The sequence below is a fragment of the Roseococcus sp. GW821-FHT12F05 genome (assembly GCF_058806835.1).
On sequence record NZ_JBXAQB010000013.1, the window covers coordinates 150796 to 177772 of the forward strand.

General features: G+C 71.4%; 20 protein-coding genes. 4 read left to right on the plus strand and 16 right to left on the minus strand.

The genetic code is table 11. The annotated features are described in order from the left end of the window. Nucleotide 1: 1 nt before the first annotated feature. From AC1ROY_RS25615 to AC1ROY_RS25635, 5 genes are all read right to left on the minus strand, one after another. Nucleotides 2–1597 carry an ABC transporter substrate-binding protein gene (locus AC1ROY_RS25615; RefSeq protein WP_493151746.1) on the minus strand — a complete coding sequence of 532 codons (1596 nt, stop codon included), beginning with the start codon at nucleotides 1595–1597 and terminating at the stop codon, nucleotides 2–4. Between the two features lie 36 nt (nucleotides 1598–1633). Next, a complete protein-coding gene (locus AC1ROY_RS25620; protein WP_493151747.1) occupies nucleotides 1634–2533 on the minus strand; it encodes an ABC transporter permease in 900 nt (299 codons plus the stop codon). 11 nt (nucleotides 2534–2544) lie between these two features. Continuing rightward, a complete protein-coding gene (locus AC1ROY_RS25625) occupies nucleotides 2545–3498 on the minus strand; it encodes an ABC transporter permease (RefSeq protein ID WP_493151748.1) in 954 nt (317 codons plus the stop codon). 13 nt (nucleotides 3499–3511) lie between these two features. Then, nucleotides 3512–5560, minus strand: coding sequence for an ABC transporter ATP-binding protein (locus AC1ROY_RS25630; protein WP_493151749.1), 2049 nt, complete (start codon nucleotides 5558–5560; stop codon nucleotides 3512–3514). Nucleotides 5561–5821: 261 nt separating this feature from the next. Then, the gene (locus AC1ROY_RS25635; protein ID WP_493151750.1) at nucleotides 5822–7768 is read right to left on the minus strand and encodes an alpha/beta hydrolase domain-containing protein; all 1947 of its coding nucleotides are present in this window, start codon (nucleotides 7766–7768) and stop codon (nucleotides 5822–5824) included. A gap of 137 nt (nucleotides 7769–7905) precedes the next feature. Here AC1ROY_RS25635 and AC1ROY_RS25640 point away from each other — a divergent pair, with 137 nt between their 5' ends. After that, on the plus strand, nucleotides 7906–10812 hold the full coding sequence (locus AC1ROY_RS25640; protein ID WP_493151751.1) for an ATP-binding protein: 2907 nt from the start codon (nucleotides 7906–7908) through the stop codon (nucleotides 10810–10812). Nucleotides 10813–10846: 34 nt separating this feature from the next. On the opposite strand, the gene AC1ROY_RS25645 is transcribed toward AC1ROY_RS25640, so the two are convergent. From AC1ROY_RS25645 to AC1ROY_RS25655, 3 genes are all read right to left on the minus strand, one after another. Further along, nucleotides 10847–11392 (minus strand): recombinase family protein, encoded by a 546-nt coding sequence (locus AC1ROY_RS25645; RefSeq protein WP_493151752.1) that lies wholly within the window; start codon nucleotides 11390–11392, stop codon nucleotides 10847–10849. A gap of 48 nt (nucleotides 11393–11440) precedes the next feature. Beyond that, the gene (locus tag AC1ROY_RS25650; protein WP_493151753.1) at nucleotides 11441–12127 is read right to left on the minus strand and encodes a Fe2+-dependent dioxygenase; all 687 of its coding nucleotides are present in this window, start codon (nucleotides 12125–12127) and stop codon (nucleotides 11441–11443) included. 144 nt (nucleotides 12128–12271) lie between these two features. After that, nucleotides 12272–14533 (minus strand): TonB-dependent receptor, encoded by a 2262-nt coding sequence (locus tag AC1ROY_RS25655; RefSeq protein WP_493151754.1) that lies wholly within the window; start codon nucleotides 14531–14533, stop codon nucleotides 12272–12274. A gap of 270 nt (nucleotides 14534–14803) precedes the next feature. Here AC1ROY_RS25655 and AC1ROY_RS25660 point away from each other — a divergent pair, with 270 nt between their 5' ends. Next, on the plus strand, nucleotides 14804–15823 hold the full coding sequence (locus tag AC1ROY_RS25660) for an alpha-hydroxy acid oxidase (protein WP_493151755.1): 1020 nt from the start codon (nucleotides 14804–14806) through the stop codon (nucleotides 15821–15823). A gap of 11 nt (nucleotides 15824–15834) precedes the next feature. Here AC1ROY_RS25660 and AC1ROY_RS25665 read toward each other — a convergent pair whose 3' ends face one another. Continuing rightward, nucleotides 15835–16746, minus strand: coding sequence for a helix-turn-helix domain-containing protein (locus AC1ROY_RS25665; protein WP_493151756.1), 912 nt, complete (start codon nucleotides 16744–16746; stop codon nucleotides 15835–15837). A 236-nt stretch (nucleotides 16747–16982) separates the two neighbouring features. Between AC1ROY_RS25665 and AC1ROY_RS25670 the strand changes: the two genes are divergently transcribed. Then, complete coding sequence (locus AC1ROY_RS25670; protein WP_493151757.1) at nucleotides 16983–18446, plus strand: ATP-binding protein; 1464 nt, start codon at nucleotides 16983–16985, stop codon at nucleotides 18444–18446. An 85-nt stretch (nucleotides 18447–18531) separates the two neighbouring features. Here the strand turns inward: AC1ROY_RS25670 and AC1ROY_RS25675 are convergent, their stop codons facing one another. Then, nucleotides 18532–19530 carry a zinc-dependent alcohol dehydrogenase family protein gene (locus AC1ROY_RS25675; RefSeq protein WP_493151758.1) on the minus strand — a complete coding sequence of 333 codons (999 nt, stop codon included), beginning with the start codon at nucleotides 19528–19530 and terminating at the stop codon, nucleotides 18532–18534. Nucleotides 19531–19631: 101 nt separating this feature from the next. Here AC1ROY_RS25675 and AC1ROY_RS25680 point away from each other — a divergent pair, with 101 nt between their 5' ends. Further along, a complete protein-coding gene (locus AC1ROY_RS25680; protein ID WP_493151759.1) occupies nucleotides 19632–20483 on the plus strand; it encodes a LysR family transcriptional regulator in 852 nt (283 codons plus the stop codon). 33 nt (nucleotides 20484–20516) lie between these two features. On the opposite strand, the gene AC1ROY_RS25685 is transcribed toward AC1ROY_RS25680, so the two are convergent. The 6 genes from AC1ROY_RS25685 to AC1ROY_RS25710 form a co-directional block, all read right to left on the minus strand. Further along, a complete protein-coding gene (locus AC1ROY_RS25685) occupies nucleotides 20517–22724 on the minus strand; it encodes a xanthine dehydrogenase family protein molybdopterin-binding subunit (RefSeq protein WP_493151760.1) in 2208 nt (735 codons plus the stop codon). Next, entirely contained in the window at nucleotides 22721–23698 is a 978-nt protein-coding gene (locus AC1ROY_RS25690) for an FAD binding domain-containing protein (RefSeq protein WP_493151761.1), read from the minus strand. The genes AC1ROY_RS25685 and AC1ROY_RS25690 overlap by 4 nt, the downstream gene beginning before the upstream one ends. Before the next feature lie 2 nt (nucleotides 23699–23700). Further along, nucleotides 23701–24210, minus strand: coding sequence for a (2Fe-2S)-binding protein (locus AC1ROY_RS25695; RefSeq protein WP_493151783.1), 510 nt, complete (start codon nucleotides 24208–24210; stop codon nucleotides 23701–23703). Between the two features lie 393 nt (nucleotides 24211–24603). Then, nucleotides 24604–25065, minus strand: a complete 462-nt coding sequence (locus tag AC1ROY_RS25700) for a MarR family winged helix-turn-helix transcriptional regulator (RefSeq protein WP_493151762.1) — start codon at nucleotides 25063–25065, stop codon at nucleotides 24604–24606. Between the two features lie 68 nt (nucleotides 25066–25133). Next, nucleotides 25134–26009, minus strand: coding sequence for an ABC transporter permease (locus tag AC1ROY_RS25705; protein ID WP_493151763.1), 876 nt, complete (start codon nucleotides 26007–26009; stop codon nucleotides 25134–25136). 2 nt (nucleotides 26010–26011) lie between these two features. Beyond that, nucleotides 26012–26959 (minus strand): ABC transporter permease, encoded by a 948-nt coding sequence (locus AC1ROY_RS25710; protein ID WP_493151764.1) that lies wholly within the window; start codon nucleotides 26957–26959, stop codon nucleotides 26012–26014. Between the last annotated feature and the right edge of the window lie 18 nt (nucleotides 26960–26977).

Sequence of the window (26977 nt, forward strand, 5' to 3'; positions counted from 1 at the left end):
CTCAGCGCCGCTCCGGCGCGATCCAGACATCGCGCAGGTCCTGGTAGATCATGTGGGTGGGCGAGATCGACCAGCCCTGGACACGGCTGTTCATCACCACGATGCGCTGCCACCAGAAGATCGGCACGCCATAGGCCTGGGACATGGCGCGCGCCTCGAACTGGCGGACGAGCTGCTTGCGCTTGGCCTTGTCGACCTCCTCCGCCTGGGCGTCGAAGAGCCGGTCCAGCTCGCGGTCGGTGGCGCGCGAGATGGCCACCTCGGCGCGATCGAAGGAGATGTACTTCACCAGCGTGTTGGTCGGGTCGTCGCTGAGCTGGGTGAAGCTGTCGATCATCACCTGGAAGTTCCCGCTGCCCTGGGCCGCGTACCAGGCGGCGAGCTCGACCTGCTGGTGCTCGGCCCGCACGCCGATCTGGCGCAGCTGGTCCACCACGAAGATGCCGGTCGTGACATAGGGCTGGTGGTTGCGGTTCATCAGCGTGAAGGAAAGGTTCTCCTGGCCCGCCTCCTTGAGCAGGCGCCGCGCCTCCGCGCGGTTGGCCGCCATGTCGCGGCCATAACCCGGCCACTGCTCCATCTCCTGGCGCGTGGCGGACCATTCACTGCCCGGCCGCATCATGCCGCCGACCTCGCCGAGCTGCGAGATGCGCATGAGCGAGTCCGAGCCGCCCCAGCGGTCCAGCGCCAGCGTGAGCGCGCGGCGGACGCGCACGTCGTCGAAGGGCGGCTTCTGGTTGTTGATGCTGAGCCCCATATGCAGCATCCAGCTGCTTTCCTGCACCCGCGCGTCCTGGCCGAGCGCGCGCACGATGCGGTCGCGCTCGTTCGGCGTGAAGCCGCGGAACTCCGCCAGGATCTGCCGGCCGGAAAGCGCGTTGACCATCGCCGAGGGCGACATGGTGATGGCGCGGAAGCCGTCGAGATAGGGGAGCCCCTCCTTGAAGTAGCCGTCGAACCGCTGGCCCACCCAGTGCGAGCCCGCGACATGCTCGACGAAGCGGAACGGCCCGGTGCCCATGATGTTGCGGACAGGAAAGCTCGGATCCTGTGCCAGCCGCGCCGCGCTGAAGATCGAATTCCAGGGCGAGACGAAGTTGTCCATGATGGCCGCGTCGACCTTCTTCATCCTGAAGACGACGGTCAGCGGATCGGGCGTCTCGATCGCAGCGATCTGCGAGAAGGACGGCTGCCGGCTTGAGGTGACGCCCGGCGGGGGCGCCATCATGCGCTGGTAGCTTGCGCGCACGTCCTCGGAGGTGAGGATCGTGCCGTCGTGGAAGCGCACGTTCGGGTGCAGGCGAAAGGTGTAGGTCAGCAGGTCGGGCGCGGCCTCCCAGCTCACGGCCAGGTCGCCCACAATGTTGGGGTAGTTGCCGGGCTCGTAGCGGAGCAGCGTGGAGTAGTGCGGGGCCACGCGATGCATCACGGCGAAGGTGGCGGACTGGTGCAGGTCGTAGGTCGGCGGCTCGGCCGCGACGGCAAAGCTCAGCGTGCCGCCGCGCTGCGGCGTACCCTGCGCATGGGCCACGCTGGACAGGGCGCCGAGGCCGGGAATGGCGAGCACTGCGCGGCGGGACAGGTCTTGCTGGGTCATGGTCGGACTCCCTTGAGATTTTTTATTCTTGGTGGATCAGGCGCGGAACTTGGGATCGAGCCAGTCGCGCAGGGAATCGCCGAAAAGGTTGAAGGCGAAGACCGCGAGCGAGATGGCGAGGCCCGGGAAGAGAATCATCCAGGGGGCCTCCTGGTAGAAATTCGAGCTGTCGCCGGCGAGCATGAGCCCCCAGGCCGGCTTCGGCTCGGAGACGCCGAGGCCGAGGAAGGAGAGCGACGCCTCCAGCAGGATCGCCTGCGCGACATAGGCCGTCAGCAGGATCAGGAAAGGCGCCAGCACGTTCGGCGCCATGTGGCGCAGGATGATGTAGGCGGAGGAATAGCCCCCTGCCCGCGCCGCATCGATATAGGGCATCGCCCGCACGGACAGCGCTGCCGAGCGCACCACGCGGGCCGCGCGCGGGATGATCGGGATGGCGATGGCGAAGATCAGGTTGAGGTCGATGCCGGCCAGCGAGGTCTTGCCCATCACGGCCACGACGACCAGCGCGAGCACGATGATCGGGAAGGAAAGGATCACGTCCACGAAGCGCTGGATGATCAGGTCCGTCAGCCCGCCGAAATAGGCCGAGGCCGTGCCGAGCAGCCCGCCCAGCGTGCAGCCGATGAAGGAGGAGAAGAAGCCGATGGTAAGAGCCGTGCGCGCGCCGTAGATGATGCGCGTCAGGATGTCGCGGCCAAAGGCATCGGTGCCGAAGGGATGCGTCCAGGACGGCGCCTCCAGCATGGCGACGAAGTCGACCGTCTCCGGATCGAAGGGGGAGATCACCTCGGCGAGGATCGCGGCTGTACTCATGGCGAGGATGACGAAGAGGCCCGCGGCGCCGAGCGGCTGCGCGACGACGAAGGCCAGCACGGGGTTGCGGCGGCGCGGCCGGGCCGGGACTGCCGTGACGCGCAGGATGGTGGCGGACATGGCAGCGCCCCTCAGCCGTAGCGGACCCGGGGGTCGAGCACGCCGTAGAGCATGTCGATCACCAGGTTCATGCAGACGAAGACCAAGGCCAGCAGCATCACCAGCGCCTGGATCAGGATGAAGTCGTTGCGCGAGACCGCGTCCACGAAGAGCCGGCCGATGCCGTTCAGGTTGAACACCTGCTCGGTCACGACGAGCCCGCCGATCAGGAAGGCGAATTCCAGGCCGATGACGGTGATGGCCGGCAGCAGCGCGTTGCGCATGGCGTGGCGCGAGACCACCAGCCGCTCGAACACGCCCTTGGCGCGGGCGGTGCGGATATAGTCCTCGCGCATCACCTCGACGATGGAGGAGCGCACCATGCGCGCCACCACGGCCGCGTAGCGGTAGCCCACGGCCAGCGCCGGCCAGATGAGCTGCGCCAGGTTCTGCACGGGGTCCTCGAAGAAGGAGGTGTAGGTGACCGGCGGCGACCAGTGGAAGACGTTCAGCAGCAGCAGGATCACCAGCATGCCGAGCCAGAAGGAGGGCACGGCCAGCCCCGCGATGGTGAATATCCGTACTGCGTAGTCGATCCAGGTGTCCCGGAAGAGCGCGGAGATCGTCCCCAGCGGGATGGCGATCAGCACGGAGATGATGGCGGCCATGATCGAGACCTGCAGCGTCAGGCCGATGCGCGTGCCGATCTCCTCGGCCACGGGGCGGCCGGTCCACATGGAATTGCCGAGGTCCAGCGTGACGAGCCCCTTCATCCATGCGGCGAACTGCACGGGCAGCGGCTTGTCGAGGCCGAGGCGCGCGCGCTCGCGTTGAAGAATCTCCTCGGTGACGTGGCCGCCATCGGCGCGCAGTTTCACCTCGACGACGTCGCCGGGGATGACGCGGAGCATGAAGAAGGTGAGCAGCGCCACGCCCAGCAGCGTGGGGATCATCAGGGCGATGCGGCGGGCGGCGTAGCGGAACATCCGGCGTGCCTCCTCAGAGCTTGATGCAGGCGGCCATATGGCCGGTGTGGATCTCGCGCAGGGCGGGCACGGTCTGCGCGCATTCGGGCCCGGCTATGGGGCAGCGGGTGTGGAAGACGCAGCCGGTCGGCGGCGACAGCGGCGAGGGCAGCTCGCCGCCCAGCGCGCGCGGGGCGCGGGCGCGCTCAATGACCGGGTCGGGGATGGGCGCCGCGTCCAGCAGGGCGCGCGTATAGGGGTGCAGCGGCTGGGCGTAGAGCGTGTCGCGGTCCGCGATCTCCATCACCCGGCCCAGGTACATGACGACGATGCGGTGCGAGAGGTGCCGCACCACCGCGAGGTCGTGCGCGATGAAGAGGTAGGCGATGCCGAGCTTCGCCTGGAGCTCGGAGAGCAGGTTGACGATCTGCCCCTGGATCGAGACGTCCAGCGCCGAGACGGGCTCGTCGCAGACGATGAAGTCGGGCTCCATGGCGAGCGCGCGCGCGATGCCGACGCGCTGCCGCTGCCCGCCGGAGAGCTGGTGCGGGAAGCGCTCGGCCATGTCGGGCAGGAGGCCGACCTGGTCGAGCAGCTCCGCCACGCGGTCGCGCGCGGCGAAGCGCTTGAATCCCCGCCGCTTCACCAGCGGCTCGGCGATGGTGTCGCCGACGCTCATGCGCGGGTTGAGCGAGCTGAAGGGGTCCTGGAAAATGACCTGGATCCGCGTGCGCAGCTCCTTCATCCGAGAGGCAGAGGCGGTGGCGAGGTCCTCGCCGTCGTAGATGATCTGCCCGGCCGTCGGATCCTCCAGCCGCAGCACGAGGCGGCCCACCGTGGTCTTGCCGCAGCCGCTCTCGCCCACCAGCCCCAGCGTCTCGCCGCGACCGATGGAGAAGGTGACGTCTTCGGCCGCGCGGACCACCGCCTTGCCGCCGAAGAGGCCCGGCAGGCGGACGTCGAAATGCTTGGTCAGCCCGCGCAGCTGCACCAGCGGCGCATCGCCGCCGATGCGGTGGAGCGCGGCCCCGCGCGTCTCGGCCGCGGGCGGCGGCGGCATCTGCTCGGCAAAGTGGCAGGCCGAGCGCTGGCCGCCGCCGAGATCGCGCAGGGCCGGGTCCGTCGCGCAGATGTCCTGGCGCCAGCGACAGCGCGGGGCGAAGCGGCAGCCCGTGGGCGGGTTGAAGAGGCTGGGCGGCAGGCCCTCGATGGTCTCGAGGCGACCGTGGCGCGCCTCGTCCAGGCGCGGCACGGAGCGCAGCAGCCCCACCGTGTAGGGGTGGCGCGGGGCGCGGAACACCTCCTCCGCCCTGCCCTGCTCGACGATGCGGCCCGCATACATGACCGCGAGGCGGTCGGCGTAGCGCGCCACCACGCCGAGATTGTGCGTGATGATGACCAGCGTGATGCCGAGGCGCCGGGACAGGTCCTTCATCAGCTCCAGGATCTGCGCCTGTATCGTGACGTCGAGCGCGGTGGTGGGCTCGTCGGCGATGATGAGGCGGGGGTCGCAGGCCAGGCCGATCGCGATCATCACGCGCTGGCGCATGCCGCCGGAGAACTGGTGCGGGTACTGGCCGAGCCGGCGCTCGGCATCGGCGATGCCGACCAGGCCCAGCAGCTCGATGGAGCGGGCGCGGGCCTCGGCGTCGGTCATGCCGAGATGGATCTTCAAGGGCTCGGCGATCTGCATCCCGATGGTGAGCACCGGGTTCAGGCTCGTCATCGGCTCCTGGAAGATCATGGAGATGTCGCGGCCGCGGATCTCCCGCATCTCGTTCTCCGAGAGGTCGAGCAGGTTGCGGCCTTGGAACATCACGCGGCCGCCGGTGATGCGACCCGCCGGCTTCGTCAGCAGCCGCATGACCGCCAGCGCGGAGACGGACTTGCCGCAGCCGGATTCGCCCACCAGGGCCAGCGTCTCGCCCGGAAGCACGGACCAGCTCACGCCGTCCACGGCGCGGAGGGTGCCCCGGCCGGTGGCGAACTCGATCCTCAGCTCCTCGACGGAAAGAAGCGGGGCCTCCCCGCCTTCAGGGGCTGGCGACACCGACACATCCGCCGGGCGCGGCAGAAGGTTCATGCCCCGCGCTCCTCCCGTTTTTATAATTTATATAATGCATTGCCCGGCAGGCGGCGCAAGGGTGCGCATGCCGGGATGAAACGGAAGAAACCGAGGGTCCACCGGCCCCGGCCGGGCCGCTGACGACCTTCTTCCCTCCAGTGTCGGTGCGAGGCTGGCGATGACCCAAACGACCCGGGCGCCCGCATCATGTTCGGGAGCCTGGAAAGCCAGTTGCTCCGCCGGCGCGAACAGGCCGGCGGCTGTGTCGTGTCCTGGACGCTAGCGGCGCAGCCGCGCCAGGGTATCGGCCGTCGCCGCGGCGGCCACCGCCTCGACATCCTCGGCCAGCAGCAGGCGTTCCGCCGCCAGCCGCTCGGCCGCGGCGCGGACCGCGGCGACATAGCCTTCGGAGGTGGCGTAGCGCTCCTCGATCGAGGGCCGGGGATCGCTGACAGCCTCGCGCTCGGCGCGCGTGGCGGCGAAGGGCAGCACGGCGCCGGTGTTGTAGCAGAGCGCGCCGGGCGCGAAGCCTTCCGCACGCGGATTCCAGCCGGTGTAGGTCGCCTTCGGCGCCTCCAGCATCACATTCCGCACGCCGCCGATGGCATTGCCGTCCGCATCCACGCGCGGCAGCAGCACCGTGTACTCGCCGCGCACGGCCGGCGGCATGACGCTGTTGTCCACGAGCTGCGCCGGGCCATAGGCGCCGCGGTAGCCGAGCGCGGAGATCCCCGTATAGAGCCCAGCCGCCGGCACCAGCGTGCCCTGGCTTCGCATCGGGTAGCGGGTCGAGGGCGGCTCCACGCCTTCGCGCATCCACTCCTCCATGGCCACGAGCAGCGCGCGCATCGGCGCCCCCGCATGCAGCGGGTTCACCGGCAGGGCGCAGCGGTCGATCCGTGCCGCCACCGCATTGGCCGCGGAGAAATGCGGATGGCCGGTCATGGCATAGGCCCGCACCTCGGGCGGCAGCTCGACGTGGTTGCCGCGCGTGTCCGTCACCAGCAGCGAGGCCCGGGCGCCCCAGAACTCGTACTCGCTGTCCGTCTGCATGATGAGCGGGCAGGTGCTGGACAGGCGGCAGCGCAGCAGCAGCCCGTCGCGCCGGCCGGTCAGGTGGTCCTCCGTCATCGCGTAGGTGAAGGGGAACTGGTCGGCCGGGTAGAGCCGGTCGCCATGCGGCGTGGGGTTGCGGCCGGGCTGGGCGAAGCGCGCATTGGTGAAGGTGCGGCGCGTGCCCGGGATATGCGGCAGCATCGCGTCGTAGACGCGGCGGCCACGCTCGTCCTCGTTGAAGCCGAGATACAGGAAGTCCCGCACGAAGCGGCCGGACTGGGAGACGCCATGCAGGATGGCGCGGTTCACCGTGACGCGCCCGTTCGTCGCGAGGGGGTTGGACTCCCCGCGCTCTCGCGTCAGGAAGGCCGCGACGTCGCGCATGGCGGCGAAGGCCGCGCCCTGCACCACGGGATCCTTCGCCGTGTAGGTGAACTCGTAGAGCGCGCCGGCGTCGAAGCCGGCCGGCCGCGTGATCTCGATGCGGCTCGGTTCGAGGAAGCGGAAGGAGAGGCCGGCCGGGGTCTGCCTGTTATCCTCGAAGCGGCCGCGCACGGTGAGCGTCGCGCCCTGCTCGCCCGCCGCCGGATAGGTCAGCCGCACCGTGACCGGGCTGGTCGTGTGATCGAACAGGAACTCCTCGCGCGAGAGGCCAGTGACGTTGGGCACCACCGGCGCCTCCAGCCGAAGGGCGGTACCCGGCGCGATGTCCGCCTGCCAGCCGACCCAGGCGAGGGTGAGGCCCCGGCGCAGCAGGAAGCCGTTGCCGGGGTTCTGCCCGCTCAGCAGCCCGTTGGCCGGCCCCTCGTCATAGAGCTGCCCGGCCAGCTCGCGGCCGCGGTTCGGCACCTCGACCAGCAGCGTGCCGCTACCCCGGAAAGCCTCGGCCGGGCGCAGCAGCACCACCTCGGCCACGGCCTCCACCCGGCCCTGCGCGTTGCGCGGCGCAAGGGCGATATCGGCGATGACGGCGTTGCGCGGATCGGTGGGATCGAGCGCGATGGTGGCCCGGGCGGTCAGCCGCTCGTAGCGGCCCGCATCCCCGAAGGAACGGCCCTCGAAGGCCGGCTGCGGAGCACCGGTCAGCTCGAAGCGGGTGACCTCGGCCGCGGCCGGCATGGCGAGCATGCAGGCGCCGGCCACAGCCAGGGCAGTGGCAGGTATGCGCATTGGATCGTTCCTCCTCCGGACAGGCTAGACCGGGCGCACGCTGCGGGGGAAGAAATGTTGCGATCCCCCGGCTGGCGGCAGAACAGCGCGCAAGACTTGCCCTCGCCGGAAAGTTCCGCTGTTTTCGGGGCCTAGACATGGCCGACATCGGAACAGTCAAGGGCGCGACATCCGCGGCGGGCGATGCGCAGGCCAATGACACCCTGCTCTTCGGCTCCTTCCGCTTGCTGCCCCGGCAGAAGCTGCTGCTGCACGCCGGGCAGCCGCTCAAGCTCGGCGCCCGTGCGCTCGACATCCTGATCGCGCTCGCGCAGCGGGCCGGACGAACCGTCGGCCGGTCCGAGCTCATGGCGCTCGTCTGGCCCGACACCCTGGTCGAGGAGAACACGCTGCGCGTCCACATGACGGCGCTGCGCAAGGCGCTCGGCGACGGCCGGAACGGCGCGCGCTACATCGCGACTGCCAAGGGCCGCGGCTATTCCTTCGTCGCCCCCCTCGTGACCGCGCCGCCTTCCGCGGATAGGGCGGCGGCGGGCCGCCTCCCCGCCGTCCCGGCCCGGATCATCGGCCGCGCCCGGGTGATCGCGCGGCTGGACGCCCAGCTCCGGCAGAGCCGCCTGGTTTCCGTCGTCGGGCCGGGCGGGATCGGCAAGACGACGGTGGCGCTCGCCGCCGCGCAGGCGGCGCAGGACCGCTTCGCGGACGGCGCCTGTTTCGTCGACCTCTCGCCCCTGTCCGAGCCGATGCTGGCGCCGGTGGCGCTGGCCCAGGCGCTCGGCCTCGCCATCAGCTCCGGCGATCCCAGGCGCGAGGTCGCGCGCTACCTCGCGGGGCGGGAATGCCTGATCGTGCTCGACACCTGCGAGCACGTCGTCGAGGAAGCGGCGCGGCTGGCGGCGGAGCTGCTCAGCGCCGCGCCGGACCTGCGCCTGCTGGCGACCAGCCGCGAGCCGCTGCGCATCCCCGGCGAGACGGTAACCCGCGTGCCGCCGCTGGAGCTCCCGGACGCCGGGGCCGTCGGCGATATCGAGAAGCTGCTGCGCTGCCCCTCGGTCCAGCTGCTGGCGGAGCGCGCGGCGGCGGTCGACGAGACCTTCGTCCTCGACGCCGGCCGCGCCCGGCAGGCGGCGGAGCTCTGCCTCCGGCTCGAGGGCATCCCCCTGGCGATCGAGCTCGCGGCGGCGCGGCTCGGGCAGTTCGACCTCGCGGAGCTGCTGACCCGCTTCGACGACGGGCTCTCCCTCCTGAGCCAGGGCTTCCGCACCGCGACGCCGCGGCAGCGCACGCTGCGCGCGACGCTGGACTGGAGCTACGGGCTGCTGACAGCGGAGGAGCAGCGGATCTTCCGCGCGCTCGGCGTCTTCCGCAGCCATTTCGACCTGGAGGCCGCCCAGCGTGTGGCCTCGGCGCCCGATCTCGCGCCTGCCGCGGTCATGGAGGGCCTTGCGGGCCTCGTCGCCAAATCCCTGCTGGGCCTTCCGGCAGGGGAGGACGCCAGGCGCTACCGGCTGCTCGACACGGCGCGCTCCTACGCGATCGAGAAGCTGATGGCGGAGGCGGAGGCGGAGATCGTCTTCCGCCGGCATGCCGAACATTGCCTGGAGCGGCTGTCCGAGGCGGGCCGGCGCGGCGATGCCGCGCCGCCCGCGGAATGGCAGGAAGTGCACGGCCGCATGATCGACGATGTCCGCGCGGCGCTCGACTGGGCGTTCTCCACCGGAGGCGATCGCGTGATGGGAATCGCGCTGACCGTGGCCGCGGTCCCGCTGTGGTTTCACCTTTCCTTCGTCGGCGAGTGCCGCATGCGGGCCCAGCGGGCCATCGGCGCGCTGGAGGAGGAGGAGCTCTCTTCGGACGCGGCCATGCGGCTGCACGCGGCGCTCGGCGGCGCGCTGGTGAACATCCACGGCTCCGGCCGCGAGCAGCGCGAGGCCTGGGCGGAGGTGGTCCGGATCGCGCGCGATCTCGGCGATGCCGGGCACGAGGCCCGCGGCCTCTGGGGCCTCTGGGCCGGCCACCGCAACAACGCGGAATACGCCGAGGCGATGGCGACGGCCGAGGCCTTCGAACGGCTCTCCGCCGTGACCCGCGATCCGAGCCACAGCCGGATCAGCCACCGGTTGATGGGCGTGAGCTGCTTCTACTATGGACGCCTGGAGGAGGCGGAGCGCCACATCCGGACGATGCTGGCGGGCGGGGGCGGCCTGGTCGCGCGCACCGACATCCCCGACTTCCAGTTCGACCAGCGGATCTCCGCGCGCTGCACCCTCGCCCAGACCCTCTGGCTGCGCGGGCATCCTGACCAGGCCCTGGCCCTGGCCGCGGAGAATGTCGAGGAGGCGGTCGCGCTCAACCACCCGGGCTCGCTCTCCTACGCGGTGGTGCTCGGCGGCTGCCCGGTGTCGCTCTTCGCCGGCGAGCTGGACCTGCTGGAGCGCATGGTCGGCCTCGCGCTCCAGCGGTCGGCGGGACATGGGCTGGAGGGGTGGAGCCTGGCCGCGCGCTGCTTCTCGGGCCTGCTGCGCGTCCGGCGCGGCGGAGGCCGGGGCGCGGCGGAGGCCCTGCGCGAGGCGCTCGACATGCTGGGCCGAATCCGCGCGGCCGCGGTGACCCTGAACGCGCTCGCCGAGCTGGCGATGGCCCTGGCCGAGCTCGGCGACATCGACCAGGCGGAGGCGGCGATCGGCCAGGCCCTCGTGCTCTCCGCGCGCAGCGGGGAAGGCTGGTGCCGGCCCGAGCTGCTGCGGGTCCAGGGGGAGGTGCTGCTCCGACGGGACTCCGCCCGCGCCGACGAGGCGGAAGAGCTTTTCCGGCGCTCGCTGGAGCTGGCCGGAAGCAGCGGCGCGCTGGCCTGGGCGCTGCGGACGGCGACGAGCCTCGCGGCGCTGCTCCGCCGCGAGGGCCACGCGGCCCGGGCGCTGGACATCCTGGCCCCGATCCAGGCGCGGTTCCGCGAGGGCCACGGCACCGCCGACCTGCGTCGCGCGACGGGGCTGCTGGCGGAGCTGCGCCGCACCTCGGGGACGCGGGTCAGGCTGGCCTGACTGTCGGGAAGAGCCGCTCCAGCTTGCGGGCGGATCACGTGTCTCTGCCGAGCCGGGAGATGGTCGCCTTGGACACGTTGTAGCACTCCGCCAGCTCGGCGAGGGTCGCCCCCTGGGAGCGCCGCTGGCGCGCCTCCTGCTGCTGCTCGCGGGTGAGGGAGGGATAGCGTCCCATGTGCTGCCCGCGCGCCCTCGCGCGGCTCTTGCCCTCGGCCATCCGCGTGCGAAGCAGGTCGCGATCCGCATCGACGAGTGCGCCCAGCATGGCCAGCATGAGCCGGCCCGCGTCGCTGTTGGTGTCGGCCCAGGGTTCGGCCAGGGACCGGAAGGATGCCCCGGCCTCCACGATCTGCTTCACGATGGCGAAGAGCTCGACGGTGGAACGGGCGAGACGATCGATGCGCGTCACCACGACCTGGTCGCCCGCCTGCAGGGCCCTGAGCATCCTTGGCAGCTCGTTCCGGCTGGGCCGGGCACCGCTCGTGCTTTCGCTGTAGATGCGCTCGCAGCCCTCCGCACGGAGCTGGGCGAGCTGGGCGTCGAGCTCCTCCCCTGCAATGCCGACGCGAGCATAGCCCATGCGGCGATTCCGGGGCGTGGCGATGCTGCGTCCTTTCCCCATCGAAGGTCACATCTCCGACCAGCGCCGCAGCAGGTTGTGGTAGCAGCCGGTCAGCGAGAGCACGCTCGGATGGTCGTCCGGCAGCTCCTGGCGCAGGCGGATGATCGCAAGGTCCATCTCGTGCAGGAAGGCGCGCTGCCCGTCGTCCTTCACCAGCGACTGCGACCAGAAGAAGGAGGACCAGCGGCTGCCGCGGGTGATCTCGGTCACGTGGTGCAGGCTGGTCGCGGGATAGACGACCATGCTGCCCGCCTCCAGCTTCACCTTCTGGTGGCCGTAGGTGTCCTCCACCACCAGCTCGCCGCCGTCGTATTCGGAGGGATCGGTGAGGAAGAGCGTGGAGGAGACGTCGGCCCGCATGCGGAAGCCGCCGGCGTTCGGCACCACGCGGATGGCGTTGTCCACATGTGCGCCGAACTTCATGCCGAGGTCGTAGCGGTTGAACATCGGCGGATAGACGCGAAAGGGCAGCGCGGCCGAGGTGAACATGGCGTTCCGCCCGAGAGCGCGCAGGACCAGCTCGCTGAGCTCGCGCGCGACGGGGCTGCCCTCGGGAATCTGCAGGTTGAACTTGACGAGGGCGGACTGCTCGCCGGCGGTGGCGCGGCCGTCGGCCCAGGCGGCGGCCTCCAGGGCCCGGCGGCAATGCAGGACCTCCTCCAGCGTGAGGACCTCGGGGATGGTGACGAGCATGGGAACTTCCTCTGTCTTCGAGGGGCTCCGCCCCTCGAGCACCCCGGCAGGAAACTCAGTTTCCTGCACCTTCGATCAGTTTTGGGGTCCAGGGCATAAAGCCCTGGCGGGGGTCCAGGGGGCGGAGCCCCCTGGCCTTCTTCCTTAGTAGGCCGCCGAGAGGCTGAACAGCACCGTCCGCCCCGAGGAGGGAATGACGCGGTTCGTCCAGAGCTGGTCGAAGTTCAGCTCGTTGGAGAGGTTGTAGCCGTTCACCGCCACCCGCCACTGGTTCCGCGAGCCGAAGGTGTGCGACAGCACGGCATCGAGCGAGAAGTTCGCGCCCACTTCGGCGGTGTTGGCCGGGTTGAGGAAGACCTGGCTGCGCCAGGTGAAGCCGCCGCCGGCCGTGACGTTGTAGGGCGTGCCGCGGAAGGCCTCGTAGGTGGTCCACATGGCGGCGGCGTGCTCCGGCACGAACTGCACCCGGCGCCCGACATTGGCCGCCGTGGAGGAGCGCGTCGTCTCGCTGTCCATGTAGGTGTAGTTGGCGTTGATCGCCCAGACGTCGGTGATCTGGCCGGTCACGCCGATCTCCACGCCCTGGTTGCGCTGCGAGTCGCCGGACTGCGTCGTCGTGCCCAGGATCGGGTCGGTGACGAAGGCGCCGTCCTTCTCGACGCGGAACAGCGCGCCGTAGAGGCCGAGGCGGTTGTTCAGCAGGCTGAACTTGGCGCCGAGCTCATAGATCGTGCTCCGTTCCGGATCGAGGCTCTGGTTGGCCGCGCTGAAGGAGCCCGGCTGCGTGGTGATGAAGGAGCCGGCCGGGCTCGTGGAGCGGCCGTAGGAGAAGTAGTAGCTCTGCTGCGGCGTCGGTTCGAAGATCAGGGCCGCGCGCGGGTCGGCGAAGGTCTGGTTGGTGGAGAGCACGGTTGCGGCCGCGTTGTTGCCGTAGGTCTTGTACTCGATGTCATAGTTGCTGACGCGCACGCCGCCGAGGACCGAGAGCGTCGGCAGCAGCCACATCCGCTCGGTCAGGAAGCCGCCGATGTAGCGCTGGTCGGTCTCGCGGACATTGGCGCCCGTGCCCGGCACGACGCTGTAGCCCGCAGAGGAGTACCGGCCCTGGAAGAGGCTGACGGTCGGCCGCGTTCCGGGGTTGATGCCGTAGCCCGTGCGCTGGTCGTTCTGCGCCCAGACGTCGAGGCCTGCCGTCGCCTCGTGCCGGAAGGGCCCGGTGGTGAAGCGCGCCACGGCGGTGGTCACGTTCTGGACGCCCCAGGTCTCCTGGTGGAAGGGATTGCCGGCGCCGCCCGCCTGCACCATCGGAACGGTGCGCGGATTGCCGTCGAAGAGCGCGCCGACGCAGTTGGGGCTCGTGCTGCAACCGATCACCGAGGTCGCGAAGTTGCGGTTCACGAAGCCCACACGGGTGTCGTTGTAGATGGTGAGCCAGTCGCTGGCGCGGTGCTGGAGCCGGGCCGTGAGGCGGTCCACCGTCGTGTCGTCGCGGTCGAGGCCCCAGCCGTACCAGGTGCGGCGGTTCACGCCGTAGCTCGTCACGGGGCGCGCGATGGTCGCGCCCGGCGCCGTCACGGTCGGGATGCCGTAGTCGGGGACGCGGTTGTCCTGCATGTGCAGGTAGTCCACGGTCAGCGTGGTGGGCGTGCCGAGGCCGATGGCGAAGGAGGGCGCGACGCCCCACCGGCCCGAGGAGACGCCGTCGCGGTCCACCTGCTGGGTGTGGTCGCCCATGATGTTGAGGCGGATCGCCGAGGTCTCGCCGACCTGCCGGTTGAGGTCGATGGTGCCGCGGCCCATCGGGCCCATGCCGGTGGTCAGCGTGCCGCTGTAGGCGTTGCCGAGGAAGGGCGTGCGGGTCTGCAGGTTGATCGTGCCGCCGACCGAGTTCTGGCCGAACGCGGTGCCCGAGGGGCCCTTCAGCACCGAGACGCTCTCCAGGTTGAAGGCGTCGCGCCGATAGGTGCCGAAGTCGCGCAGGCCGTCGGTGTAGACGTCGTTCTGGGCCGAGAAGCCGCGGATGCGAAACTGGTCGCCGTTCACGCCGCCATTGCCCTCGCCGATCGAGGAGGTGATGCCGGGGACGTTGCGCAGCGCCTGCTCCACGCTGGTGACGCCCTGCTGCTCCATGAGGGCGCGGGGGATGACGTTGATGGTCTGCGGCGTGTCCTGGACCGTGCCGGGCATGCGGTTGATGCCGGTCGGGCGCTGCAGGGTGTTGGCCGGCTCCGGCGCCTGTCCCGAGACGTCCATGACGGGAAGGTTGACGGAGGGCGAGACCTCGACGGGCGCGGCCGGCGTCTGCGCCCGGGCCTGGGTCTGCACCCCGGCAGAGATGGCCACGGCCAAGCTGGCGGTGAAGGCGGCCTGGGAGACGCTGCATTGCAGCAGGGCTCGACGGGACATGCGACTCTCCGGTTTTGTTGCAAGTGATTCTTAATTTCATTGTGACGCACAATCAATCATTGGCAACACGCCGTTACGTTCCCGAAGAATGAATGACCGCTCAGCCGTGCCGAAAAAGCCACAGAAGTTGCGAAGGGCCGCCTTCGTCGTTAGCGTCCCGCCGCCGCGGCGCGGCTCGCCGATCGAAGGAAAATCCCCATTTCCCAGTCTTCGCCGATCCCGCCCGGGATCATCAGCCTTGCCGATTACGAGCCCGTCGCGCGCCAGCGCATGGGCGAGAACGCCTGGGCCTATATCTCCACCGGCTCGGCCGACGAGCTGACGCTGCGCGCGAATCGCGAGGCTTTCGAAAGACTTAAACTTCAGAACCGCGTCCTGGCCGATATGGCCGGCGCGGAGACCCGCCTCACCCTCTTCGGCGACAGCTTCGACTATCCGATGCTGCTGGCGCCCGTGGCCTTCCATCGCCTCGTGCATCCCGAGGGCGAACTCGCGACCGCCTTCGGCGCCGGCGCCATCCGCGCCGGCATGGTCGTCAGCACCCAGGCGAGCGTCGCGCTGGAGGAGGTGGCGCGCCAGGCGACCTCGCCGCTCTGGTTCCAGCTCTACCTTCAACATGACAGAGAGTTTAGCAAATCCCTGGTCCAGCGCGCCGCGAATGCCGGCTACCGCGCCCTCGTCCTGACCGTCGATGCGCCGGTCACGCTGCGCAACCGGGAGCAGCGCGCGGGCTTCGGCCTGCCCCCTGGAATCCAGGCGGTGAACCTGCGCGGCATGGCCCCGCCGCCGCCGCCACGGGCCGAGCCGCATGAGAGCGAGGTGTTCCGCGGCGTGCTCGACACGGCGGCCACCTGGAAGGACATCGCGTGGCTGCGCTCCATCTCGAAGCTGCCGCTGCTGCTGAAGGGCATCCTGTCATCGGACGATGCGGCACGCGCCGTCGCGGAGGGCGTGGACGGCATCATCGTCTCCAACCACGGCGGCCGCGCGCTGGACACGGCGCCGGCCAGCATCGAGGCGCTGCCGCGCGTCGCCGAGGCCGTGGCGGGGCGCATCCCCGTGCTCATGGACGGCGGCATCCGCCGCGGGAGCGACGTGCTGAAGGCCCTGGCGCTGGGAGCGAAGGCCGTGCTGGTCGGGCGGCCCTATGTCTACGGGCTCGCGGTGGGCGGCGCCGTGGGCGTGGCGCATGTGATGAAGATCCTGCGCACGGAGCTGGAGATCGCCATGGCGCTGACGGGCTGCGCCCGCCTGGACGCGATTGACCGCTCCGTGATCTGGGAAGCATAGGGGAGGCCCGCCTACAGCGCCGCCTGCGCCCTGCGCCATTCGCTGGGTGTCCATCCCACGATGCGCCGGAAGACGCTGGTGAAGTGCGAATGCGTGTGGAAGCCGACGGACAGCGCGACCTCGAGGATGGAGAGCTCGGTCCGCCCCAGCAGCTCCTGGGCGCGCTCGATGCGCCGGCGCAGCACGAACTCGTGCGGCGGAAGGCCTGTGGCGACGCGGAACTGCGTGGCGAAGTGCACCCGCGTGAGGCCGCAGACCGAAGCGATCTCGGCCAGCGTCAGCGGCTCCGCCAGATGGGCCTCGACATAGTCCCTGACGCGCTTCAGGCGCCATTTCGGCAGGCCCGGCCCCTCCCGTTCCGGCACGCCGGCCCCGGCGGCGAGCCGGACCAAGATGGCCAGGCCGAGATGTTCGGCATAGGCCGGCCCCAGGCCCCCGCCGAGCGTCCCGGCCTCCAGCAGGGCACGCCCCAGCCGCTCGACGACGGGGTCGCGGGCCGGCGGAAGACCGGTCCACAATCCGTCCGCGCCGTACTCGGCGATCACCTCGCCCGGCACGTGAAGGTGCAGCATGTCGTAGGGCCCGCGGAAGGCGGCGCTGGCCAGGACCGAGGGTGGCGTGAGGTGGCAGGTGCCGGCCGAGGCGAGGCCGTCCTGCACCATGCGGCCGTCCAGCGAGAGGCGCCATTCCAGCGGCCGCAGGGCGATCGCGATGAGGAACCGCTCACCGGGATTCACCGCCTCGGCCTCGCACCCGCCGTCGCTGGCGGAGCGCCAGCGCGTGGCGAGCATGCGCGCGGCCGGAAGAGGCACCGCCGCGGGCAGGCGGCGCCATTCGCGCTCGGACGGCACGATCTCCTCCGACAGCCCACCGGCCCGGACAGCGGCCGGCACCATGACGTCCGGCACCTGGACGCGGATCATGTCACGCTCCTCCTGCGAAGGGCGCATGCAACCGGATTCCGGAGCACAGTTCCTTGGGCCGAAGCTGAAAACTGCTGAAACGGATGCTCGGCCGGTGAAGCCGGACTCCGGCGGCTGAATGAGGCCCCTTCCCCGATTCACCATACTTAACTTTGGAGCCGTGCCGGGCGTGCCTAGTGTCCCGACCGGCCGGGCGACCGCCCCGGCGAGAGGACTGCACGGATGCCCGTCTCCTGATGCGCCCCGTCGCACCCAGCGCGAAGGCCCTGGTCCTGGGGCCCTGGACGATCGACGGGGACCGGCAGGAGCTGCGGCGCGGTGGAACCGCGGTCCCGCTCGGCGCCCGGGCCTTCCAGATTCTGAGGGTCCTCGGCGAAACGCCAGGCGCCCTGGTCACCAAGGACGAGCTGATGACCCGGGTCTGGGGTCCGGTCATCGTCGAGGAGAACGCGCTCCAGGCGCAGGTCTCGGCGATCCGCAAGGCGCTCGGCGAGGACCGAGGACTGCTGAGGACGGAGCCGGGGCGGGGGTATCGCCTGCTCGACGGCCCGGCGCTGCGGAAGGGCCGAGCCGGCAACCTGCCTGTCCCCGTCTCGGGCCTGATCGGCCGCGCCACCGCGCTGCAGCGCCTCGGCGAGTTCGCCGCCGCGCACCGCGCCGTCACGCTCATCGGCCCGGGCGGGATCGGCAAGACGCGGCTGGCGCTGGAGGCGGCGGCGGAGCTGTCGGCCGCCTCCGGGCGCGCGGCCTGGTTCATCGACCTCGCTCCCGTGACCGATCCCGCGCGGGTTGCTGCCGCCGCGGCGGCAGCCCTCGGCCTGGAACCCGCGGGCGAGCGGACCGACGCGGAGACGGTGGCGAAGGTACTGGCCGATGCCGATCCCATCCTGATCCTCGACAATTGCGAGCATGTCGCCGCGGGCGCCGCCGCGCTCGCCGAGACGGTCGCGCAGCGCTGCCCCCGGGCGAACCTGATCGCAACGAGCCGCGAAGTGCTGCGCTTCGAAGGCGAGCACCTCTTCCGCGTCGCGCAGCTGGAGATGCCCCCCATCCTGTCGACGGCGCGCGAGGACATCCTCCGGCACAGCGCGATCCAGCTGATGATAGCCCGCGCGGAGGCCCTGCGGCCGGGCTTCGAGGCCTCCGAGGACAGCCTGCGCGCGCTGTCGGCCATCAGCCGGCGGCTCGACGGCCTGCCGCTCGCCCTCGAATTCGCGGCAGCCCGGGTGGTGACGCTGGGGACCGCCGAGGTTCTGGCCCGGCTGGACCGCCGCTTCGACCTGCTCACGAGCGGCCGCCGCACGGCCCCGGCGCGGCACCAGACCCTGCGGGCGGCGCTCGACTGGAGCTACGGGCTGCTGGAGGAGTTCGAGCAGTGCCTGCTGCGCCGCGTGGCGGTCTTCGTGGCGAGCTTCTCGCTGCAGGCCGCAGCGGCCGTCGTCGCGGACCGGGCCAGGGCCGACCTGCCGGGCGCGCTGTCAGGTCTCGTGGAGAAGTCCCTCCTCATCATGGAAGAGGCTGAGGGCGGCGCGCGCTGGCGCATGCTCGAGACGACGCGGGCCTACGCCCTGGAGAAGCAGCGGGAGCACGACGGGGCGGAGGCCGGCCACGTGGAGAAGCCGGAGGCCTGGCCGCCGGGATGGCGGCCCTACACGGTCCGGAACATGCGCCTGGCCGAGGAGTTGAAGCGGTGGGCGTGAGCGAAGCGGAAGCCGTGGCCCGCCCGCTTCATTCGCCGCCGGCGCGGCAGACTTCGCGGGCAGACTGCCGGGAGGCGCTTCCACCTCAGCCCGTCGCGCCCTGGATTTCGACGACGAGCTTGCCCCGCGCCGTGCCGGCCTTGATCGCCCGGTACGCATCGCAGACCGTCTCCAGCGTGAACCGGGCAGGATCCAGGCGAGGGACGATCTGCCCCGCCTCGACCATCCGACCCACGCGCTCCAGGATCTCGCCGTGGTGCCGGCGCTCCTCGCCCGTGAGCAGCGGCATCAGGGTGAAGACGCCCGAATAGCTTGCGCCCTTGAAAGAGAGCGGCGCCAGCGCATGCGTGCCCCAGCCCAGCGCGCTCGTCACGCGTCCGAAGCGGCGCACCGCCTGGAAGGCGGCGTCCAGCGCCGCGCCGCCCGCCGTGTCGAAGACGAGGTCGAAGCCGTGCCCGCCGGTCAGCCGTGCCACGTAGTCCGCCACGGGCTCGTCGCGGTCGATGAAGGTTGCGCCGAGTTGCTCCACGGCCGCGCGGCTGGAGGCGCCGTCCGCGGCGAAGGTCGTGAGGCCGAGGGCGCGCGCGACCTGCAGCACGGTCAGGCCGACGCCGCCCGCGCCCAGCACCAGCAGGGTCTGGCCGGGCCTGGCCTCCATGCGGTCCACGAGCCCCTCCCAGGCCGTGACGGCCACCAGCGGCAGCGCCGCGGCCTCGCGCATGGAGAGGTTGGCGGGCTTCGGCGCCAGCAGGTCGGCCTCCACCACGGCGTACTCCGCGAGCGAACCGGGCACGCCGCCGACGCCACCCGTCATGCCGTAGACCTCCTCGCCCGGGCGGAAGCGCGCGACGTCCTCGCCGACCGCCTCCACCGTGCCGGCAAGGTCGATGCCGAGGATGGCCGGCAGCGGATGGCGCGCATGCGCCGCGGCACCGGCGTGGATCTTCGTGTCGAGCGGGTTCACGCCGCTCGCCGCGATACGGACGAGGACCTGCCCCGGGCCGGGCTCCGGGCGGGCGATGTCGGTGAGGTAAAATGGGGCGCCATGCGCTTCGAGGATGGCGGCCTGCATCATATGGGTCATGGGTCTGGCTCCTTGATGCGGCGGAGATGGTCTTTTCCATTCCGCATGGAAATCGAAGAGACTGCACGGTCTCCATGCATTTTCGTTTGAGGGAGCCGACCTTGGACTGGGACGACCTGCGCATCTTCCTGGCCGTCGCGCGCGAGGGCACGCTCGGCGCCGCCGCGCGTCGGCTCGGCCAGACCCAGCCCACCATGGGCCGCCGCCTGCGCGCACTGGAGGCGGCGGTCGGCCAGGCGCTGTTCCAGCGCACCGCCCAGGGCTTCGTCCTCACCGACGAGGGCCAGGCCATCCTCGGCCATGCCGAGCGCATGGAGGAGGAGGCGCTGGCGCTGGCGCGGCAGCTCGCCGGCGCGGACGCGCAGCTCGACGGCATGCTGCGCCTCTCCTCCTCCGAGTGGTTCGGCACCGTGCTGCTGGCGCTGGTGCTGGCCGAGTTCGGCCGGCGGCACCCGAAGGTCTGCGTCGAGCTGCTGACCGATGCGCGGCTCTACAGCCTGCCGCGGCGCGAGGCGGACATGGTCTTCCGCATCCGGCCCTTCGACGAGCCGGACGTGATCTCGCGGCGGCTGCTGCACATCCCCTATGCGCTCTATGGCCCGCCCGGCATGCCGGCGCCCCGGTTCGGCGACGGCGCGGGCGCGCGCCTCGTCACCATGGACACGGCCTTCGCCGAGATGCCCGACGCCGTCTGGCTGCTCCGGGCGCTGCCCCGGGCGGAGGTCGCGATGCGCAGCAGCAACCGGCAGGTGCAGGCGCGGCTGTGCGAAGAAGGCGCCGGGCTGGCGGTGCTGCCCAGGCCAATCGGCGACGCGACGCCGGGCCTCACGGCGATCGACCTCGGCGAAGCCCCGCCGGGCCGCGACACCCATGTCGGCTACCACCGCGACCTGCGACGGCTGCGCCGGTTGCGCCGGCTGCTCGACCTCGTGATCGAGCGGCTGGCCAATTGAGCGGGAGGCGACGGCCTGGCGCCCTCGAAAGGGTCAGAGCAGGTTCTCGATGCGGATCGGCAGCTCGCGCACGCGCTTGCCCGTGGCGTGGAAGACCGCGTTCGCGATCGCCGGCGCCACGCCGATCATGGCGATCTCGCCCAGGCCCTTCACGCCGAGCGGGTTCACATGCGGGTCGTGCTCCTCGACGAAATGCGCCTCCAGATGGCCGATATCCAGGTTCACCGGCACGAGGTAGTCGGCCATATGCGCGTTCACCGGCCGCCCGTCGCGCGGGTCGAGCGCGGTGCGCTCCATCAGCGCCATGCCGATGCCGCCGACCATGCCGCCCGTGCACTGGCTGGTCGCCAGCCGCGGATTGACGATGCGTCCCGCGCCATAGGCGCCGACCACGCGCCGCACCTGCATGGTCGCGACGTCCGGGTCGATCGCGATCTCCGTGAAGACCGCGCCGAAGCTGTGCATGGAGAAGCGCCCGGCCACCTCCGGGCTGCGCGCGACGGAGCCCGCGCCGTCCACCGGCGGCCCGCCCGCGAGGACGTCGCCCAGCGCCTGTCCCGGCGAGGCGTCGCCGCGGCGGCGCAGCCGACCCTCGTGCCACTCCACCGCCTCCGGCGCCGCGCCGAAGACGGGCGAGCGCTGGTCGGCCACCGCGCGCCGCGCCGCCTCGGCCAGCGCCTCCAGGCAGGCGGCGCGCACCGCGGAGCCGACCGAGGCCATGGTCGTCGACCCCCCATGCGGCGGCGCCACCGGGAAGTCCGAGCGGCCGAGGCTGAAGCGCACCCGGCCCATCGGCAGGCCGAGCGTCTCCGCCGCGACCTGGGTGATCGAGGTGTAGGTCCCGGGCCCCATGTCGGCGGCCGAGGCCTCGACCTCCGCCGTGCCGTCGGCCAGCAGCCGGGCGCGTGCGCTCGCGGGGAAGAGGAAGGCCGGATAGGTGGCGAGCGCCATGCCCCAGCCGAGGAGCAGCCGGCCGTCGCGCATGGAACCCGGGCGCGGATCGCGCCGCGCCCAGCCGAAGCGCTCGGCGGCGAGATCCAGGCAGGCCGGGACCGAGCGGCTGGAGAAGGGCTTTCCCTCCCCCTCGTCGATCGCCGGCTCGTTCAGCCGGCGCAGCGCCACCGGGTCCATGCCGAGCCGGATCGCCAGCTCGTCCATGGCGCATTCCAGCGCGAAGATGCCGCTGGCCTCGCCGGGGCCGCGCATGTAGGTGGGCGTGGAGACGTCCATCGGCGCCAGCCGGTAGCGCTGCCGCAGGTTCGGGCAGGCGTACATGTAGCCGGAGACCGTGGTCAGCGGCTCGACGAACTGCTCGTAGCGGCTCGTCTCGCCGATGCCCTCGTGGACGATGGCGGTGAGCCTGCCGTCCGGCGTCGCGCCGAGCGCCAGGCGCTGCGTGGTCTGCGGGCGGTAGCCGGTGATGAAGAACATCTGCTTGCGCGTCAGCACCAGCTTCACCGGCCGCGCGACATGCCGCGCCGCGATCGCCGCTAGCGTGACATGCGGCCAGGTGCGCAGACTGGTGCCGAAGGCGCCGCCGACGAAGGGGCAGATCACCTGCACGTTCTCCGGCGGGAGACCGAAGATGGCGGCGATCTCGCCCTGCTCGTTCACCACGTACTGGCTCTTGCTCCAGAGCGTCAGCCGGTCGCCCTCCCAGGCGGCGACGGTCGCGTGCGGCTCCATCGGATTGTGGTTCTCGCGCGCGATGCCGTAGGTCGCATCCACCTTCACCGGCGCGGCGGCCAGCGCCGCGTCCGCCTCGCCGCGCGCCTTGTCCCCATGCATGCCGCCGGCGCCGTCGGGCTCCACGGCCTGGCCCTTGTGCAGCTCCGTCAGCGGCGGCTCCGCCGCATAGTCGATGCGCAGCGCCGCGGCGGCGCGCTCGGCCTGGTCCAGGGTCTCGGCGACCACCACCGCGACGGGCTGGCCGTGGAAGCGCACCGCACCGTCCTGCAGCACATGCAGCCGCTCGCCCGATTGCGGGTCGATCGGCCCCTTGTGCGGGCCGTAGGCGAGGCGAGGCGCGTTGCGGTGGCTGAGCACCGCGAGCACGCCGGGCATGGCCAGCACCGGGGCCTCGTGCAGCCCGACCACGCGGCCGAGGCCCACGGTGCTGGGAACGATCACGGCATGGGCCTGGCCGGGCCGGTTGAACTCGGCGGCGTAGCGCGCCGCGCCCGTCACCTTGGCGCGGCCGTCGAGGCGCGCCAGCGGCGCGCCGATCAGGGGAACGTTCATGCCACCTCTCCCGCCATCTCCAACGCGCGGACGATGGTCCGCGGCAGCAGCTCCGCCTTGTATCGGTTGTGGGCGAGCGGCCGGACGCCCTCCAGCGCCAGCTCGGCCGCCTGTCGGAACGCCTCGCGGGTCGGCGGCCTGCCGGCCAGCGCGCGCTCGCAGGCGCCCAGGCGCCAGGGCATGGTGCCGACGCCGCCGGCGGCCAGCCGCACCTCGCGGATCACGCCGCCCTGGATGTCCAGCGCCGCCGCGATCGCGACCAGCGCGAACTCGTAGGACGACCGGTCGCGCACCTTCAGGTAGCGGGCCTTGCGCGCATGGGGGCCGCCGGGGATGCGCAGCTCGGTGATGAGCTCGCCCGGCAGCAGCGTGTGCTCCAGATGCGGCGTGTCGCCGGGCAGGCGGTACAGCGCTTCCACGGGGAGGACGCGCTCGCCGGCCGGGCCGCGCAGGCGGATCGTCGCGTCCAGCGCGACCAGCGAGACGGCGAGGTCCGACGGATGTGTCGCGACGCAGTGGTCGCTGGTGCCGAGGATCGCATTCCCCGCATTCAGCCCCTCGATCGCCGCGCAGCCCGTGCCCGGATCGCGCTTGTTGCAGGCCGCGTCGAGCATGCGGAAATACGGGCAGCGCACGCGCTGCAGCAGGTTGCCGCCGATCGAGGCCATGTTGCGCAGCTGCGGCGAGGCGCCCTCCACCAGCGTCTCCGAGATCAGCGGCTGCAGGCGCTTCGTCTCCGGATGTGCGGCGACCTCGCCCATGCGCGCCAGCGCGCCGATCACGAGGTTCTGCCCATCGGCTCGGATGCCGCGCATCGGCAGCGCATTGATGTCGACGAGGCGCGAGGGTCGCTCCACCTCCTCGCGCATCAGGTCCACCAGCGTGGTGCCGCCGGCGATGTAGCGGGCGCCGGCCTGGGCGGCGGCGAAGGCCTCGGCCTCGGTCCGGGCCTTGCCATAGGCGAAGGGCAGCATGCTCAGGCCCTCCCTGCCGCGTCGGCCACCGCGGCCACGATCCCGGGATAGGCGCCGCAGCGGCAGATGTTGCCGCTCATCCAGGCACGGATCTCCTCCGGCGAGCCGGCATGGCCCTCGGCGATGCAGGCGACGCCGGACATGATCTGCCCGGCCGTACAGTAGCCGCATTGCAGCGCCTCGTGCTCGATGAAGGCGGCCTGCAGCGGATGCAGTTCCTCGCCGCGCGCGAGGCCCTCGATCGTGGTGACCTCGGCGCCGTCCTGCATGACGGCCAGCGTCAGGCAGGAATTCACCCGCTGCCCGTCCAGCAGCACGGTGCAGGCGCCGCAGGCGCCCTGGTTGCAGCCCTTCTTGGTGCCGGTGAGCTCCAGCCGCTCGCGCAGCAGGTCCAGGAGCGACAGCCGCGGATCCACGGCGAGCTCCCGCGGCCGGCCGTTGACGGTCAGCCGCAGGGTGACGGCCTCGGGCGCGGGCTGGGCCTGCGCCGGGGGCGCCCCCGCGGCCAGCATCGCCCCGGCCGCCGTGATCTGCAGCGACGCCCGGCGCGACCAACCGGCGGAGGATCCGTCATCCCCCACGTCGCCGCGCGCCTCCGAACCCTGGCTCGGCTCGTCCATCGGATGCACTCCCTTGCTGGGCGCGCCGGAGGGCGGCGCGCAGTCCGGAGCCGACCCTAGGCGGGCGGAGCGTTCCCATGCTGTCGGCGGGTTCCGGCGCCTGTCGGAATCGTCCGGCGCGTCATCCCCCGGGGGGCGGGTTCCGTGGGATCCCGCCGACGCCATATCGCGACGGGGACCGGAACCTCCGGCGACGCGCGGCCTCGCCGTCGAGCCGCACCGTCCTATGCGGGAGGCCGGTACCCGCCCTGCCCGACCGCCCGAGAAGCTGCCGCCCGGACGGCCTCACGCCCTCGCATGCGCCGCCACCAGGCGCTGGAGGAGCCGCTCGAAGGTCTGCCGGTCCTCCGGATCGAGGGGAGCCACCGTCTCCTCATGGGCAAGGCGGGCGGAGCCCTCCATGGCCTGCAGCAACGCGACGCCGGCCTCGGTGCAGGTGCAGACCCGGGCACGCCGGTCGCTGGCCGCCACCGAGCGCCGGACCAGCCGGCTCACCTCGAGGCGGCGCAGCGCGCCTGCGGTCGTGGTCCGGTCGAGCGCGACATCGCCCGCGAGCACGGTCTGGTCCGCCTCGCCGCGCGCGGCGAGGGCGCTCAGCAGGCTGTACTGCACGGGCGTGATGTTGAACCGGCCGCAGATCTGCATGAAGAGCGCGATATGGATCTGATGCAGCCGCCGGATCAGGTAGCCCGGACGCCGCGTCACGGGCCAGGGCGGCGGCGCCGGTCGGGAAAGCGGAACGCTCATGATGCCTCATCCAGAAGAGCCGGCGCGACCCGGCCGGCATGGCAAGTTCAGGAAATCCCCTGCGTTCCTCAGCGGCGCCGCGGATCGAGCGCCTCGCGCAGCCCGTCGCCGAAGACGTTGAGCGCGATCACCAGCGTGAAGATCGCGCAGCCCGGCGCGATGGCCATCCAGGGCGCGGCCACCATGTGCCGCTGCGCCGCGTTGAGCATGCTGCCCCAGGAGGGCGCGGGCGGCTGCTGGCCGAGGCCGAGGAAGGACAGCGAGGCCTCGGCGATGACCGCGGAGGCCGCCATCACGCTGGCCTGCACCAGCAGCGGCGGCAGCATGTTCGGCATCATGTGGCGGAAGGCGATGCGCATCGCCGAACTGCCGACGGCGCGCGCCGCCTCGACATAATCCTCGGCCCGGACGGCGAGCGCAGTGGCGCGCGAGAGCCGCACGAAGATGGGCAGCGCCGCGATGCCGATCGCGATCAGCGCGTTGACGAGGTTGGGCCCGAGGAAGGCGGCCATCGCGATCGCCACGATCAGGAAGGGCACGGCCAGCAGCGCGTCGGTGACGCGCATGATCACCATGTCGAGCCAGCCGCCCGCATAGCCGCTGACGACGCCGACGGGAACGCTGATGGTCAGCGCGATCACCACGGGCACCGCGGCCGCGAGCAGCGAGGACCGCGTGCCCCAGATGAGCCGGGCCAGCACGTCGCGCCCCACCTCGTCGGTGCCGAGCCAGTGCAGCGCCGAGGGCGGCTTGCGCACGAGCAGGAAGCTGGAGGTCATGGGGTCGTAGGGCGACAGCAGCGGCGCGGCCAGGGCGACCGCCACATAGGCGAGGATCACGAGGCCGGAGATCACCGCGGAGGGCTGGCGCAGCAGGGCGCCGAGGATGCGCCGCAGCCGGCCCTCCTCGGGCGTATCCAGCTCGGCCGTCAGGGTGAGCGACATGATCAGCTCCGCAGCCGGGGGTTGATGAGGAAGTAGAGCATGTCCGCCACCAGGTTCACGGCGACGAAGATCACCGCCGAGACCAGCACCAGCCCCTGCACCACCAGGTAGTCGCGATAGAGCACGCCATCTACCAGAAGCTTGCCGAAGCCGGGGATCGAGAAGATCTGCTCGGTCAGCACGGCGCCGGCGAGGAGCTGGCCGAACTCGATGGCGCCCAGCGTCACCACCGGCATCAGCGCGTTGCGGAAGGCGTGGCGGAAGACGACACGGCGCTCGCTCAGCCCCTTGGCCCGGGCGGTGCGGATGTAGTCGGCGCCGAGCGACTGCAGCATGGCGCTGCGCATGTGCCGCATCAGCACGCCGGCGATGCCCGTGCCGAGCACGATGGAAGGCAGCACCATGCTGAGCACGTAGCGCTGCGGGTCCTCGGAGAAGGGCACATAGCCCGAGGCGGGGAACCAGTTGAGGTTCACCGAGAAGGCCAGCACCAGCATGATGCCGAGCCAGAAATGCGGGATCGAGATGCCGGTCAGCGCGAAGAGGCTGGCGAGACCGTCCAGGATCGTGCCCTTGCGCGAGGCGGCGAGGATGCCGAGCGGGATGCCGATCACCACCGCGATCAGCATCGAGACCACGGCGAGCTGGGCCGTGATCTCCAGCTTCGAGAGGAGCAGGTCCAATACCGGCATGTCGTTGCGCATCGACATGCCGAGGTCGCCCCGCAGCGCATTGCCGAACCAGCGCAGATATTGAACGTAGACCGGCAGATCGAGGCCGTACTTGCGCCGGACCTCCTCCAGCGCCTGGGGATCGAGATCCTCGCCGGCCATGGCCTCAGCCGGGTCGCCCGGCAGCAGGTGCTGCAGCAGGAAGACGAAGACGGAGAGGATCAGCAGCGTCGGCACGGCCAGCGCCAGGCGCTGGCCGCCGAAGAGGAGGAAACGCACCGGCCCGCCCTGCCCGCC